11 protein-coding genes and 2 tRNA genes are annotated in these 14443 nt (G+C 72.0%); 9 read left to right on the forward strand and 4 right to left on the reverse strand.

All coding sequences use genetic code 11. The annotated features are described in order from the left end of the window. Nucleotides 1-553 precede the first annotated feature (553 nt). Together mutS and ASF28_RS13035 are read right to left on the reverse strand one after the other, a co-directional pair. Nucleotides 554-3298, reverse strand: coding sequence for a DNA mismatch repair protein MutS (gene mutS / locus ASF28_RS13030; protein ID WP_056093044.1), 2745 nt, complete (start codon nucleotides 3296-3298; stop codon nucleotides 554-556). Between the two features lie 149 nt (nucleotides 3299-3447). Beyond that, on the reverse strand, nucleotides 3448-3750 hold the full coding sequence (locus ASF28_RS13035) for a hypothetical protein (protein WP_056093047.1): 303 nt from the start codon (nucleotides 3748-3750) through the stop codon (nucleotides 3448-3450). Between the two features lie 546 nt (nucleotides 3751-4296). Here ASF28_RS13035 and ASF28_RS23605 point away from each other — a divergent pair. The 3 genes from ASF28_RS23605 to ASF28_RS13050 all read left to right on the forward strand — a co-directional run bounded on the left by ASF28_RS23605 (nucleotide 4297) and on the right by ASF28_RS13050 (nucleotide 9309). After that, nucleotides 4297-6264, forward strand: a complete 1968-nt coding sequence (locus ASF28_RS23605; protein WP_162240002.1) for a methyl-accepting chemotaxis protein — start codon at nucleotides 4297-4299, stop codon at nucleotides 6262-6264. Nucleotides 6265-6364: 100 nt separating this feature from the next. Further along, the gene (gene hrpB / locus ASF28_RS13045) at nucleotides 6365-8830 is read left to right on the forward strand and encodes an ATP-dependent helicase HrpB (protein ID WP_443189736.1); all 2466 of its coding nucleotides are present in this window, start codon (nucleotides 6365-6367) and stop codon (nucleotides 8828-8830) included. Next, nucleotides 8827-9309 carry a DUF805 domain-containing protein gene (locus ASF28_RS13050; protein ID WP_157085580.1) on the forward strand — a complete coding sequence of 161 codons (483 nt, stop codon included), beginning with the start codon at nucleotides 8827-8829 and terminating at the stop codon, nucleotides 9307-9309. The genes hrpB and ASF28_RS13050 overlap by 4 nt, the downstream gene beginning before the upstream one ends. 334 nt (nucleotides 9310-9643) lie before the next feature. Here ASF28_RS13050 and cmk read toward each other — a convergent pair whose 3' ends face one another. Beyond that, nucleotides 9644-10285: a (d)CMP kinase gene (gene cmk, locus ASF28_RS13055; RefSeq protein WP_056093058.1), complete on the reverse strand. Its 642-nt coding sequence runs from the start codon at nucleotides 10283-10285 to the stop codon at nucleotides 9644-9646. Then, nucleotides 10282-11631: a 3-phosphoshikimate 1-carboxyvinyltransferase gene (gene aroA / locus ASF28_RS13060; protein ID WP_056093061.1), complete on the reverse strand. Its 1350-nt coding sequence runs from the start codon at nucleotides 11629-11631 to the stop codon at nucleotides 10282-10284. The genes cmk and aroA overlap by 4 nt, the downstream gene beginning before the upstream one ends. A gap of 237 nt (nucleotides 11632-11868) precedes the next feature. Between aroA and ASF28_RS13065 the strand changes: the two genes are divergently transcribed. The 6 genes from ASF28_RS13065 to ASF28_RS13090 all read left to right on the forward strand — a co-directional run bounded on the left by ASF28_RS13065 (nucleotide 11869) and on the right by ASF28_RS13090 (nucleotide 14206). Continuing rightward, entirely contained in the window at nucleotides 11869-12261 is a 393-nt protein-coding gene (locus tag ASF28_RS13065) for a TIGR02300 family protein (protein ID WP_082476545.1), read from the forward strand. Nucleotides 12262-12438: 177 nt separating this feature from the next. Continuing rightward, nucleotides 12439-12514 (forward strand) — tRNA-Ala (locus ASF28_RS13070). Between the two features lie 47 nt (nucleotides 12515-12561). Then, a tRNA-Ala gene (locus ASF28_RS13075) sits at nucleotides 12562-12637 on the forward strand. A 193-nt stretch (nucleotides 12638-12830) separates the two neighbouring features. Next, nucleotides 12831-13388: a hypothetical protein gene (locus tag ASF28_RS13080; RefSeq protein ID WP_056093066.1), complete on the forward strand. Its 558-nt coding sequence runs from the start codon at nucleotides 12831-12833 to the stop codon at nucleotides 13386-13388. A gap of 144 nt (nucleotides 13389-13532) precedes the next feature. Then, a complete protein-coding gene (locus tag ASF28_RS13085; protein ID WP_056093069.1) occupies nucleotides 13533-13751 on the forward strand; it encodes a hypothetical protein in 219 nt (72 codons plus the stop codon). Nucleotides 13752-13822: 71 nt separating this feature from the next. Next, on the forward strand, nucleotides 13823-14206 hold the full coding sequence (locus tag ASF28_RS13090; RefSeq protein WP_056093071.1) for a hypothetical protein: 384 nt from the start codon (nucleotides 13823-13825) through the stop codon (nucleotides 14204-14206). The last annotated feature ends 237 nt before the right edge of the window (nucleotides 14207-14443 follow it).

Genomic DNA, 14443 nt, shown 5'->3' on the forward strand with positions numbered 1-14443 from the left:
TACGAAAACAAAGAAGACATTTAAAAATACCATATTAGAACACGAATCTGCTCCGTAGAAGGTTGTAATCTACAACCCTCACGCGATCCTCGTATTATCAGACGCCTTGATCAGGACTTCGCGTCACCCCGTCTGCCGGTGAAAGTGATCTAGCGGTACGCATCCTCTCGCTTCCAGATGAGAGTCGTCCATACGTCCGTAAGGCGGGCGTCACAACAATGTCCGATGGTTCAGCATTAAGCAAGCCGTGCCGTCTGTCTGAAGGTCTTGGATCGATTCCGACGTGCGGGTCGAGAAATCCCGTTTTGGACCGTCATCGGAACGTCTTCGCCAAGCGCAACGGGCTCCCTCTCTTGGAAGGAGAGGGTTGGGGTGAGGTGTGCGAACTCTCCGAATAAGTCCCACACCTCGCCCTGTCCCTCTCCTTCCAGCAGAGGGGACCCGAGCATCCCGCCATCTCTTGGACACGACGATATAGATAAAAATTTATCTTGAAATAGGATAGGTATATCGTTGCTTTACTTGAGAATTTGTCCTGCAGCTGATGAGTCGATCACCCGTCCCGCGCCGCCTTCAGGCGATACAGCGCTTCCAACGCCTCGCGCGGGGTGAGCGCGTCGGGGTCGATCTCGTCGAGCACCCGGCGCAGGCCGTCCTCGCGCGGGGCCTCTTCCAGGGGCGGGGCCGAGAGGGCGGCGAAGAGCGGCAGGTCGTCGATGCGCGGGCGGGTCGGGCGGTCGCGCTCGGACTTTTCGAGGTTCTTCAGGATGGCGCCGGCCCGGGCGATCACCCCCGGCGGCAGGCCGGCGAGGCGCGCGACCTGGAGGCCGTAGGAGCGGTCGGCCACCCCCGGCACCACCTCGTGCAGGAACACCACGTTGCCCTTGTGCTCGGCGACCTTCAGGGTGGCGTTGTCGAGGTGCGACAGGCGCTGGCCCAAAGCCGTCAGCTCGTGGAAGTGGGTGGCGAACAGGGCGCGGCAGGCGTTCTTCTCGTGCAGGTGTTCGAGGCAGGCCCAGGCGATGGACAGGCCGTCGAAGGTCGCCGTGCCGCGCCCGATCTCGTCGAGGATCACGAGGGAGCGCCGGGTCGCCTGGTTCAGGATCGCGGCGGTCTCGACCATCTCGACCATGAACGTCGATTGCCCGCGGGCCAGATCGTCGGCGGCCCCCACGCGGGAGAACAGCCGGTCGACGAGGCCGAGATGGGCTGACGCCGCCGGCACGAAGGCGCCGATCTGCGCCAGGACGGCGATGAGGGCGTTCTGGCGCAGGAACGTCGACTTGCCGCCCATGTTCGGGCCGGTGACGAGGCGGATGCGGCCGCGCCCCTCCCCCGACAGGTCGCACGCGTTGGCGATGAACGGCGCCCCCGAGAGCCGCAGGGCCGCCTCGACCACGGGGTGGCGCCCGCCCGTGACGGCAAAGCCGTAGCCGTCGTCGACCACCGGGCGGCGCCAGTCGCGCTCGACGGCGAGGTCGGCGTGGGAGGCGGCGACGTCGAGGGCCGCCAGGGCCTCGGCCACGGAGGCGATGGCGGCGGCCTGGGCCAGGGCCTCGCCGGACAGCGCGTCGAACACCGCCGATTCGAGCTTGAGCGCCCGGTCGGAGGCGCCCGAGATGCGGCCTTCCAGATCGCCGAGCTCGACGCTGGTGAAGCGCATGGCGTCGACCATGGTCTGGCGGTGGATGAAGGTCTCGCGCATCAGCCCCTTGAGGCAGCCCTCGCCCACGGCCTGGGGCACCTCGATGTAGTAGCCGAGCATGTTGTTGTGCTTGATCCGCAGGGTCCGGCAACCGGTTTCCTCGGCGTAGCGCGCCTGGAGCGCCGCGATGACCTTGCGGGAATCCTGGCCGAGCACGCGGGTCTCGTCGATCTCCGCCGAATAGCCCTCGCGGACGAAGCCGCCATCGGTGCGCTTGAGGGGCAGGTCGTCGGCGAGGGCGGCGCTCAGGTGAGCCACGAGGCCGGCATCGACCTGTGCCAGACGCTCGCCGAGGGCGGCGAGGTCGTCGGGCAGGCCGTCGAGGGCGGCGAGCTGCGCCGCCAAGCCCTGCGCGGCGTCGAGGCCGTCGCGGAGGGCGGCGAGGTCGCGGGGGCCGCCGCGCCCGAGGCCGAGGCGCGACAGGGCGCGGGCGAGGTCGGGCGCCCGCGCCAGGATCTCGCGAAACGTTTTTCGCGAGACGCCCTGCTCGGTCAGCCACGCCACGGCGGCGTGCCGCCGTTGGATCGCGAAAAGGTCCGTGAGCGGGCCGGCGAGGTGTTCGGCCAGCAGCCGCGCCCCGCTCGCCGAGACCGTGCGGTCGATGGCGTCGAGGAGGCTGCCCCGGCGCTCGCCCGACAGGGTCCGGGTGAGTTCGAGGTTGGCCCGCGTCGACGCGTCGATGGCGAGGGTCGCCCCGGCGGTCTCGCGGGTCGGCGGCGACAGGGTCGGGCGCGCGCCGATCTGGGTGCGCTCGATGTAGAGCAGGGCCGCGCCCGCCGCCGCGAGCTCGGCCCGGCCGAACTGGCCGAACCCGTCGAGGGTCGACACCCCGAACTGCGCCTTGATCCGCCGCTCGGCCGCCGCCGGCTCGAGCTCGGCCTGGGCCAGCGGCGTCACGGGAGCGGGAATCTCGCGCCACAGGCGGGCGAGGGCCGGATCGGCGTGGATCGTCTCCGACAGGACGATCTCGCGGGGCTCGTGCCGGGCGATGGCCGAGGCGAGCTCGGCGGCCGGCACTTCGCTCAGGCCGAACCGCCCCGTGGAGATGTCGAGGGCGGCCAGACCGTAGACGTGATCCGCCTCGCCCTTGCCGGTCCTGGTCCGGCCGATGGCGAGCAGGACGTTGGCGCGGGCCGGATCGAGGAGCCGGTCCTCCGTGATGGTGCCGGGGGTGACGAGGCGCACGACCTCGCGCCGGACCACGGATTTCGGCCCGCGCTTCTTCGCCTCCGCCGGGTCCTCCGTCTGGGCGCAGACGGCGACGCGGTGGCCGAGGGCGATGAGGCGGCTGAGGTAGTCGTCAGAGCGCTCCACCGGCACGCCGCACATGGGGATGTCGGCGCCGCCGTGCTTGCCGCGCTTCGTCAGGACGATCCCCAGCGCCCGCGAGGCGATCTCGGCGTCCTCGAAGAACAGCTCGTAGAAGTCCCCCATGCGGTAGAACAGGAGGCAGTCGGTGTTGGCGGCCTTGATCTCGATGTACTGCGCCATCATCGGCGTGGCGCCGGCCGTATCGAGCACCGCCGCGCTGGTGGTGTAGTCCGACGGGGCGGAGCCGGTCTTCGGCACGGAGCGGGCGGGACGCTGTTGCATGGCGCCAGCCTAGCAGACCCGGGCGGGCCTGATCAGCGCGGGCGCCCCACTGCCCTGGGGAGAAGGGTGGACAAGGGACCAACGAAAAGGGCCGGCACTCGCGCACCGGCCCCGTTTATCCGACCAAGCCAGTCGGCATGTCTAAAAACTCAGTAGCGCGGGCCGCCCGTGGTCTGGCCCTTCTGCTGCATGAAGCCCGGCTGCTGCGGGTTGCGCGAATTCGGGTTGCTGCTCATGCGCGAGGCCGGCATGCGGCGCATGTGGCGGCCGTGGCCCATGCCGCGGTGGCGCATGCCCTGGTAGTGGCGGTGACGGTAGGCGGCCTCGTCGACCGAGTGATCGCCGGCGACGATGGCGGCGCCGACCGGCATGGCCGGGGCTGCGGAGGCGGCGGTCATGCCGAAGGCGCCGAGCAGGGTGCTGGCGGCGAGTGCGATGGCGATCTTGGTCATGCGGTTCGTCTTTCGTCGATGCGCCCCGCGGGCGTCGGGGCATCAAGTCGCCGTTCCGGATTCCGTTCCCGGCGATTCTCTCGCGAATCGACGCCAACGGCCTGAAACCACTGAATTTTTTCGTCGTGAACGCGGGATTAAGTACTCCGCCGCGGTTTTGGCGCCGAATCCCGCCGCCACGGCCGCGCCGGAACCAGCGGGTCGCGGCGCGGGCCGCGTGTCCGTCGGGCCGATGCGGCCGGTGGCACCGTCGTCCCCAACAACGCGACGGTTCGGAAGGCTTTGGATGCGCGCACCCGCGCGGATGCGGACGGCGAGGACTGTTTCGCGTGGTCGGGCGAGAAGGGAAAAGCTCGCTGTCATCCGCAGGACTGGGCGGGGACGTCGTTTGTCGGTCAAAAAGTCTTCTTCGTCTTTCCTTGTCGTCCGTGACGAAATAGAGCGAGATCTTCTATCGATGGCGATCGAAATAAAGCGCGTCGGATCGGCGGAAAATTAATTGTTATCCGTCTAATGTCCCGCTGGTTTCAGGGACTTGCCGCCGCCATGAGATTGCCCGCCCTCCGGTTCGACCTGCGGTTCCAGATCGCCGCCCTCGGCGTCGGCGGCGTACTGACCCTCGGCATCGTGTCGTTCGTGGCCGCGCACGCGCAGGCGCGCTACCAGCAGGTCGCCGATGCGAGCCTGCACCTGCAGGAGCAGATCTCCGCCGTCGCCGACGACCTCCTCGCCGCCCGTCAGATCGAGACGGAGTTCCTGCTGCGCCGCCGGGACGCCCTCATCACCCGGCGGCAGGCGTTGATCACCCGGGCGGGGGAGCGCCTCGGCGCCGTCGAGGGCCTCGTCGCGTCGCTTCCGGCCGACAATCCCCTGCGCAAGGCCGAGGTGATCCGCGCCGGGCTCGACATCTACGCCATCCGGTTCCAGAACGTCGCCGCCGCCCAGCGCACCCTCGGCTTCACCGAGCGGGACGGCCTGCAGAACGGCCTGCGCGCGGCGGTGCACGCCGTGGAGCAGCGCCTCTTCGCCTTCGACCAGCCTCGCCTGTCCGTGCTGATGCTGATGATGCGCCGGCACGAGAAGGATTTCATGCTGCGCGGCGAGGACAGGTACGCCGACGAGCTGCGCGAGCGGGTGTCGGAATTCGAGGCCGCGCTTCCGGCCTCGTCCCTGGCGCTGTCCGTCAAAACCGAGATCGCGGGCCTGATCAAGGCGTATGAGAGCCGCTTCCTCGCCTATGCGGCGGGCGCCTCGAGCCTCCGGGAAGAGGCGGACGATCTCGCGGCGATCTACGGACGCCTGGAGCCGTTCGTCGCCGAGGTGAAGCGGGCGGGGCAGGCCGATTACGCGCGGGCGCAGGCCGAGAGCGCGACGTCGCGGGCCCGGTTCGCCGACCTGCTCTGGGCAATCGTTGGCCTGACGATCCTGTGCGCCGCGTCCCTGTCCTGGTGGGTCGGGCAGCGCATGTCCGGGCCGCTCCGGACCATGGCGCGGGCGATGGAGCGCCTGGCCGGGGGCGACCTTTCCGTGAGCGTGCCGCGCCTGGAGCGGCGGGACGAGATCGGGGCCATCGCGCGGGCCTTCGCGATCTTCCAGGCGAAGATGGTCGAGAACGACGGCCTGACCCGCGCGCAGGCGGCGGCCCGGAGCCGGGGCGAGGCCGAGCGCAAGGCGGCGGTGCGGGGGATGGCCGACGGCTTCGAGCGCGCCGTGAGCGGCATCGTCGGCCTCGTGGCGTCGGCGGCCACCGAACTCCAGGGCACCGCGGAAGGCATGGCCGGCACGGCCACCGAGACGGCCCGGCAATCCGGCACCGTGGCGGCCGCCGCCGAGGAAGCCGCCGCCAACGTCGATTCCGTGGCCGCCGCCGCCGGGGAACTCGGCGCGTCCGTCGAGGAGATCGCCCGCCGGGTCCGGGGATCGGCCGGCCTGACCCAGGTCGCCGTCGGCGAGGCGGCCGAGACGGCGCGGCTGATGCAGGACCTCGACGGCGCGGCGACGCGGATCGGCGACGTGGTGACCCTCATCGCCGCCATCGCCGGGCAGACCAACCTGCTGGCGCTGAACGCGACCATCGAGGCGGCCCGCGCCGGAGAGGCGGGCCGGGGCTTCGCCGTGGTCGCCACCGAGGTGAAGGACCTGGCCGGCCAGACCGCCTGCGCCACCGCCGAGATCAACGGCCAGATCGGCCGCATCCAGGGGGCGACGGCGCGGGCGGTCTCGGCCATCGACGGCATCGCGGCCCGCATCCGGGAGATCGACGGCGTCGCCAGCGCCATCGCGGCGGCGGTCGCTGAGCAGGGGGTGGTCACGCGGGAGATCGTCCGCAACGTCACCCAGGCGTCCCTGGGCACGGGCGCGGTGACCGGCACCATCGTGGGGGTGGCCCGCGCCGCCGAGGAAACCGGTGCGGCGGCGAGCCAGGTGCTGTCGGCGGCCTCCGAACTGTCGCGGCAATCCGAGCATCTCGCCGGCGAGGTCGGACGCTTCCTCGCCACCGTGCGGGCGGCCTGAAGCGGGACGCGTCCGCGGCCGATTCGCGCCGTCGTCCGCTCCGCCGGCTTGCGGCAACGCCCGGTTCGCGGCACCAGCATGGGCGATGTCCGTGCCCCCCATGCCCGATCTGCCCATCGAAGCGGTGCTGCCCGCCCTCGGGGAGGCCCTCGCGGCCCGCGCCGCCTGCGTTCTCGTGGCCCCGCCCGGCGCCGGCAAGACCACCCGCGTGCCCCTCGCCCTCCTCGACGCCCCATGGCTCGCGGGCCGAAAGATCGTCCTGCTCGAACCGCGCCGCCTCGCCGCGCGGGGCGCGGCCGAGCGCATGGCCCGGACCCTCGGCGAGGGCGTCGGCGATACGGTCGGCCTGCGCGTGCGCCTCGGCTCCAAAATCTCCGCCCGCACCCGCATCGAGGTGGTGACCGAGGGCGTGTTCACCCGGATGATCCTGGACGATCCCGAACTCGCGGGCATCGGCGCCGTGCTGTTCGACGAGTTCCACGAGCGCTCCCTCGACGCCGATCTCGGCCTCGCCCTGGCCCTCGACGCGCAGGCCGGCCTGCGCGAGGACCTGCGCATCCTGGTGATGTCGGCGACCCTCGACGGGGCCCGCGTCGCCCGCCTGCTGGCCGACGCGCCGGTGATCGAATCGGAGGGCCGCGCCTTCCCCGTCGAGACCCGCTACGCCGAGCGCGACCCCAACCGCCGCATCGAGGAGGCCATGGCGGACGCGATCCTGCGGGCGCTCCGGGCCGATCCGGGGTCGGTCCTCGCCTTCCTTCCCGGTCAGGGCGAAATCCGCCGGGTCGCAACCCTGCTCGCCGACCGCCTCGACGACGGCACGGACGTCGCCCGCCTGTACGGCGCCCTGCCGCCGGCCGAGCAGGACCGCGCCGTGTCCCCGGCCGTGCCCGGCCGGCGCAAGGTGGTGCTCGCCACCAGCATCGCCGAGACCTCCCTCACCATCGAGGGCGTGCGCATCGTCGTCGATTCCGGCCTGTCGCGGGTGCCGGTCTACGAGCCGGGGATCGGCCTGACCCGCCTCGTCACCGCCCGGGCCTCGCGCGCCTCCGTCGATCAGCGCCGGGGCCGCGCCGGCCGCACGGAGCCGGGGGTCTGCCACCGCCTGTGGTCGGAGGCGGCGACGAACGCCCTCGAGCCGTTCGGGCGCCCGGAAATCCTCGCCGCCGACCTTTCGGGACTCCTGCTCGACTGCGCCGCCTGGGGGGTCGCCGACCCCACCACCCTCGCGTTCCTCGATTCCCCGCCCGCCCCGGCCCTGGCGGAGGCCCGCGCCATGCTGCGCGACCTCGACGCCCTCGACGGCGACGGCCGCCTCACCGCCACGGGCACGGCGCTCCGCGCCCTCCCCCTCCCCCCGCGCCTCGCCCGGATGGTGGTGGGTGCCGCCGGGCACGGGCGGGCGCGCGAGGCGGCGGATCTGGCCGCCGTGATCGTCGAGCGCGGCCTCGGCGGCGACGCCGTCGACCTCGGCGACCGGGTCGACCGCTACATGAGGGACCGCGGCCCCCGCGCGCAGGATATGCGCCGACTGGCCCAGGGTTGGGCGAAGCAGGCGCAGGCCTTCGTGGCCGAGGTCAAAGCCGCCCCCGCCGATCTCACCGAGCCCGGCCCCCTCCTGGCCCTGGCCTATCCCGACCGGGTGGCGCGGGCGCGGGGCCGCGACGGCGAGTTCGTCATGGCCAACGGCCGCGCCGGGCGCCTCGACCCGGCCATCGCCCTTGCCCGCGAACCCTTCCTCGTGGTCGCCGACATCGTCGGCACCGCCGCCAAGGCCCGGATTCTGGCCGCCGCGCCCATCGGCCTCGAGGCCATCGAGGCCCTGTTTCCGGAGCGCATCGCCGCCATCACCCAGGTGGCCTTCGACCGGGACGCCCGGGCCCTGCGGGCGCGGGCCCTGCGCCGCCTCGGCCCACTGACCCTCGGCGAGCGCATCCTGCCGGTCCCGCCGGACGCCGACTCCGCCGCGATCCTGGCCGGGGGCATCGCGGAGATCGGCCTTGCCGCCCTCCCCTGGACTCCGGCCCTGTCGCAATGGCTCGCCCGCCTGCGCTTTTTGCGCGCGGCCGATGCGTCCTGGCCCGACCTGTCGGACGCGGCCCTCGCGGCGACCGTCGAAGACTGGCTCGCCCCCGAGATCGTCGGGCGCCTGACCGTGGATTCCGTCACCGCCGACGATCTCGGCCGGGCGCTGCACGCCCTGCTGCCGTGGGACCTGCGCGCCCGCCTCGACACCGAGGCGCCGACCCATGTCGCGGTGCCCACGGGCTCGCGCATCCCCCTCGACTACGCCGCCGAGGGCGGGCCGGTGCTGGCGGTCAGGGTGCAGGAGCTGTTCGGCCTCGAACGCCACCCGTCGATCGCCGGCGGCCGGGTACCCCTGGTGCTGCACCTGCTCTCGCCGGCCTCGCGGCCGATCCAGATCACCCGCGACCTGCCCGGCTTCTGGCGCGGCTCGTGGAGCGCCGTGCGCGCCGAGATGCGCGGACGCTATCCGCGCCATCCCTGGCCCGAGGACCCCGTCGCCGAACCGCCGACCCGGCGGGTGAAGCCGCGCGGCACGTGAGGGTTTTCGGCGTTCTCGGGCGCGCCTTCGATCCGCGCGGGCGGATGTCGGTGGCGGCCTATCGCCGGTTCGTGGTGCGGACGATCCTGACCGGCGCCGTCCTGCTCTGCCTCGCCATCTGGCTCGCCGCCCTCGGCGCCCGCTGGCCGGCGATCCTCACGGTCGCGGCCCTTCCCGCGATCGGGCTCATGGCCCTCGCCGCCACGGCTCGGCGCCTGCACGACCGCGACCGCTCCGCCGGGTGGCTCGCCGTCTGGGTCCTCGCCCAGGCCCTGGGCTTCGCGCCCCTCGACCGGTTCGTCGAGACCGACCCCCTCCCGGTGATCGGCCTGCTGCTCGCGATGCTCGCCTACTCGGTGTGGTTCTTCCTGGAGACCGTCCTGCGGCGCGGCACGCCCGGCCCCAACCGCTTCGGTGCTGCGGAGGACGGGGACGAACGTCATTCGGACCGGGTCTCTCCTACGCGATCCGTCTTATGAACGATTGCTCCGCGCACAGGCCCTCGCCGCGCCAGGGGAGCGCTCGTCTGCACACCTCGCGCCGACAGCACGGGTCCCCTCTCCTGGAAGGCAGGGCGATCGCATATGACCTCCGGTGTCATTCCGGGGCGCCGCAGGCGAACCCGGAATCCAGAGCCGCCGACAGCGCAAAGCCTTGCGAGACCGGTGTTTCTGGGTCCCGGGTTCCGCTGCGCGGCCCCGGGATGACACAGCGCTGCGGACGTTCTCAAGGTCCTAAACGCCATATGCGATCGCCCTGCCTTCCCGGAGAGGGAGCCCCGGCGCGCAGCCGTTCCGTCCCGCAAATGACAGCCTAATGCGGCCGGGCGCGGTCGATCACGTCGCGCGCCGCCGCGAAGGCGGCGTCGGCGTCGAGGTCCGTGGTGTCGAGCACCACGGCGTCGGCCGCCGCCTTGAGGGGGGCGGTGGAGCGCTGGGCGTCGCGGGCGTCGCGGGCGACGATGTCGTCGAGGATCGCCCCGAGGCTGGTGGTCTCGCCCCGGCGCTGGAATTCGAGGTGGCGCCGGCGCGCCCGCTCCTCGGGCGCCGCCGTGATGAACAGTTTGACCCGGGCCTGGGGGCACACGACGGTGCCGATGTCGCGCCCGTCGAGGACCGCGCCGGTGCCGTTGCCGGCGAAGCGCTGCTGCCACGCGAGCAGCGCCGAGCGCACGGCCGGCACCGCCGAGATGCGCGAGGCGGCCTCGCCCATGGCGCGGTCGCGCAGGCGCGGGTCGGCCAGGCGGTCGGCGATGAGGCCGGCGGCGGCCCGCGCCGCGGCCTGATGGTCGTCGAGGTTGCAGCCGGCGTCGATGACGGTGAGCGCCACGGCCCGGTAGAGCAGGCCGGTGTCGAGGTGCGGCAGGCCGTAATGGGCGGCGATGCGCTTGGCGAGCGTCCCCTTGCCGGAGGCCGCCGGCCCGTCGATGGCGATGACCAGGGGGATATCACTCATGGGGCGATCCGTCCGCCCAGCGCCTGCATGGTCGGCAGGAAGCTCGGGAAGCTCGTGGCGATCATGGCGCCGTCATCGACCGTGACGGGTTCGCGGGTGGCGAGGCCGAGGACGAGGAACGCCATGGCGATGCGGTGGTCGAGATGCGTCGCCACCGTGCCGCCGCCCTTCGGCGCCGTGCCGTCGCCGTGGACCACGAGGTCGTCGCCCTCGACGATGTGGGCGATGCCGTTGGCCTTCAACCCGTCGGCCACCGCCGCGAGGCGATCGGATTCCTTCACCCGCAGCTCGTGCAGGCCGTTCATCCGGGTGGTGCCCTCGGCGAAGGCCGCCGCGACGGCCAGGATCGGGTACTCGTCGATCATCGCCGGCGCCCGCTCGGGCGGCACGTCGACGCCGTGCAGGCGGCTGGCCCGCACGCGCAGGTCCGCCACGGTCTCGCCGCCCTCGTCGCGCTCGCGCAGGCGCTCGATGTCGGCGCCCATCTCGAGAAGCGTGGTGATGAGGCCGGTGCGGAGGGGATTCATCATCACGCCTTCGATGACGACCTCCGAGCCCGGCACGATGAGGGCCGCCACCAGGGGGAAGGCCGCCGAGGACGGATCGGCCGGCACCACCACGTCTGTGCCGCGTAAGGTGGGCTGGCCCGTGAGCGCGATGGTGCGGCCGTGGCCCTCCGGCCCGTGGGCGGTGACCTCGACATGGGCGCCGAACAGCCGCAGCATCCGCTCGGTGTGGTCGCGGGTGGCGGCCGCCTCGATCACCGTGGTGATGCCCGGCGCGTTGAGGCCGGCGAGGAGCACCGCCGACTTGATCTGCGCCGAGGCCACCGGCGTCTCGTAGGTGATGGGGATCGCCTCGCGCGGGCCCCGCAGGGTCAGGGGCACGCGCCCGCCCTCCCGCTCGCTCACCACTTCCGTTCCCATGCGGACCAGGGGATCGAGGATGCGGCGCATGGGGCGCTTGCGCAGGGATGCGTCGCCGTCGAACGTCGCGGTGACGGGCTGGCCGCCGACGACCCCCATCATCAGGCGCGAGCCCGTGCCGGCATTGCCGAAATCGAGGATGTCCGCCGGATCGACGAGGCCGCCGAGGCCGACGCCGACGATGCGCCAGCGACCCTCGCCGAGGCGCTCCACCGTGGCGCCCAGCGCCTCCGCCGCCGCGGCCGTGCGCAGGACGTCGTCGCCCTCGAGCAGGCCCTCGACCCGGGTCTCGCCGATGCTGAGCAATCCCAAAATCATCGCCCGGTGCGAGATCGACTTGTCGCCCGGCGGCCGGAGCGAGCCCTGGAGGGCGAGGCCCGCCGTGGCGGTGAGGGGTTGAGGCGCGGAATCGTGTGACACGGGCTGGGGACTTTTCGGCTTCGCGGGGTGTGGTCCGCTCCGGGGGGCGGGATCGCTGATCCCGCTCGTGACAGGCCGGTTATCACGCAGGCGGGGCCGCGTCATCCGAGCCGTCCGCCGTCGCGGGGATCACCGCAGGAAAACGCCCCCGGCCCGCGGAACGTCACGGGTATTTGACAGGAGCGTTGCGCACGACTAACGGGGCCCCTCCCCGAAAAATGACTCTAGAGGTTGCCCGTGGCCAGACCGGAACTCGGCTTGAAGCGTCAATGCATGAGCTGCGGCGCCAAGTTCTACGACCTCGACAAGGACCCGGCCACCTGCCCGAAATGCGGGACGATCTATCAGGCCATCGCCTCCACCAGCCGCGTCGCCGCCCCGGCCCTCGCCGCCCGCGCCGCCGCCGTGCCGGCCGATGACGACGAGGACACCGACGCCGAGAAGGGCGGTCCCGAGATCGTGTCCCTCGACGAGGTCGAGGCGGCGGAAGACGAGGCCGACACCTCCACGGACGACAGCGAGTCCGATACGGCCGATGCCGACGACACCTTCCTCGAGGAGGAGGATGCCGGCGATGACGACGTGGCCGATCTCATCGACGGCGACATCGAGAACGACGAGGAGAGCTGAGCCCCCTCCCCGCGGGCTCCCCTCCACCGGGTCGGCAAAAAACTTTGCCGGCCGGCGAGAAAGGGGGTTGAGGCCCGAGCGGGGGCCGAATATAGAACCGCCATCGCCGGCCGTCACCGCGGAGGCCGGTCGAAACGCTCCCGGAGATGGCCCCCCAGGCCGGTTTCGGGGCAAAGTGGGGCCTTAGCTCAGCTGGGAGAGCGCTTCCATGGCATGGAAGAGGTCATCGGTTCGATCCCGTTAGGCTCCACCAATCAGGTCTTTCGGACCTGATACGAAGACGACCAGACGACAAGATGTGGGGCCTTAGCTCAGCTGGGAGAGCGCTTCCATGGCATGGAAGAGGTCATCGGTTCGATCCCGTTAGGCTCCACCAGTCCGGTCCGTCGTCGGACGATCCAATCCTTGGAAAGATGTTGTCCGCCTCTCCGGTCCGGCCGTGACGAGGATGCAGGCCCGGCGGATGTCCGCCGCGGGCCCCGCGCCCCGATGCTGAGGCTCGTTCGCTCGTTGGTGATCATGCCGACCCGGTTCCCATCCTCGGACCTCCCTCGCCCAAGCCTCCGTCCATGACGTCGCCCGCCGGTCCGCCGGCCCTCGACGGGCAGGCGCAGGCACTCATCGCCGCCCTCACGGCGCGTCTGCTGGTGGGGCCGAGCGCCACCGCCGTGCTGGAGGCGTGGTGCGCCGAGCGCGGCCTGCCGGACGCGGCCCTGGTGGCCGAACGCATCCCCGGGCCGGACAAGCCCCTGGGGGACGTCCAGCGCCGTCGCCTCGGCCTCGGGCCCGACGAGACCGCCCGCTACCGCCGCGTCCGCCTCGTCTGCGGCCCGCACGTCCTCTCCGTGGCCGACAACTGGTACGTGCCCGGCCGCCTGACCCCGGCGATGAACCAAAACCTCTCCGCCACGGGGGTGCCGTTCGGCCGGGTGGTCCAGGCCCTGCTGCCGACCCGCCGCACCCTCGCGGTGCACCCCCTGGGTAGTGCCGCGGCGTCGCCCGCGGCCGATACCCCCCTGTTCACCGTCGCGGCCGTCCTGGCGACGCCGGACGGCGTGCCGTTCTGCGAGGTGGACGAGACCTATCTCGGGGCGGTCCTGGGGCTGTCGTGGGGGCACGGCGCCTGAGCGAAGCCGAGCCGCCGTCGCCCGGGGGCTGGACAGGGCGACAGTCCCGGTCAAGATGAGGCCGGGCTTCGGTGCTGATCTCATGAGAATTTCATAAGCTCAGTGCCGATCATGCGACCTGGAACAGAGATCGGCGCAAGCACAATGGGCGGACATCACAAGGACGCGTCGGTCGGGGTCGCACGGGTCCTGCTCGACGGAATGCCCGCGGCGGAGCGGGCCCGGGTCGAGGCCGAGGCGGAGGCCGAGGGCGTCGCCGCCGTGGAGATCGTGCGGCGGTCCCTCGACATCCTCATCGCCGGATCGGCGCCGGCGTCGAAGGCCGGGACACCGGGCCGGCGGGCCGCGCGGGGCCGGGGCTGAGCCGGGACCATGCGGTTCGGCATACGCCCAATCCCACACCCACGTTCATGGCCACGCTCCGGGACGGACCGATGAGGCGCGTCGCGGTATGGGCGTGTCTCGCCCTCGTGGGCGGGTTGTGCGCGGCGCGCGCGCAGATCGTCGAGGACGGGTCCGAGGCCGTGCTCGGCCGGGCGGACACGCACACGGTCCTCGATCTCGTCGGACAGCGCTTCCGGGCCCTCGACCCCAAGGTGACGGCCCTGCGCCGGGCCGACGGCCCGTGGGTCTGCGGATCGGTCAACGTCAAGAACCGCGACGACCTCTACACCGGCGAGCGCGGCTTCGTCGTCGACCTGTCGAACGCCTTCTTCGGCCGGGTCCCGGACGGGCCGGAACTGCTCAGCCCCAGGGCCGCGGGGTTCGAGGCGATGGAACGCATCCGGCAGCTCTACTTCCAAAAGTGCCTCGACTGACCGCCGGCCCGCCGCCCACCCCGGCGGCGGCACCGCGATGGCGATGCCGGCATCCGAAAGGCCCGGTGCATGCGTTTGGGCCGGCCCTTGCTCCTTCGTGCTGAGCGTCTGCGCGCATCCCCCTCTCCCCGCCTGCGGCTACGGCATTCACACATCTCGCGGGTAGCACGGGTCCCCTCTCCTGGAAGGAGAGGGACAGGGTGAGGTGTGGGACTTATTCGGAGAGTTCGCACACCT

Source organism: Methylobacterium sp. Leaf99 (genome assembly GCF_001422375.1).
In the GTDB taxonomy this organism is placed as follows: domain Bacteria; phylum Pseudomonadota; class Alphaproteobacteria; order Rhizobiales; family Beijerinckiaceae; genus Methylobacterium.

Bases quoted from the DNA above. Each gene is read 5' to 3' on its own strand.
- mutS (WP_056093044.1), bottom strand. From the start codon at position 3,298: ATGCAACAGCGTCCCGCCCGCTCCGTGCCGAAGACCGGCTCCGCCCCG.
- ASF28_RS13035 (WP_056093047.1), bottom strand. From the start codon at position 3,750: ATGACCAAGATCGCCATCGCACTCGCCGCCAGCACCCTGCTCGGCGCC.
- ASF28_RS23605 (WP_162240002.1), top strand. From the start codon at position 4,297: ATGAGATTGCCCGCCCTCCGGTTCGACCTGCGGTTCCAGATCGCCGCC.
- hrpB (WP_443189736.1), top strand. From the start codon at position 6,365: ATGCCCGATCTGCCCATCGAAGCGGTGCTGCCCGCCCTCGGGGAGGCC.
- cmk (WP_056093058.1), bottom strand. From the start codon at position 10,285: ATGAGTGATATCCCCCTGGTCATCGCCATCGACGGGCCGGCGGCCTCC.
- ASF28_RS13080 (WP_056093066.1), top strand. From the start codon at position 12,831: ATGACGTCGCCCGCCGGTCCGCCGGCCCTCGACGGGCAGGCGCAGGCA.
- ASF28_RS13085 (WP_056093069.1), top strand. From the start codon at position 13,533: ATGGGCGGACATCACAAGGACGCGTCGGTCGGGGTCGCACGGGTCCTG.
- ASF28_RS13090 (WP_056093071.1), top strand. From the start codon at position 13,823: ATGAGGCGCGTCGCGGTATGGGCGTGTCTCGCCCTCGTGGGCGGGTTG.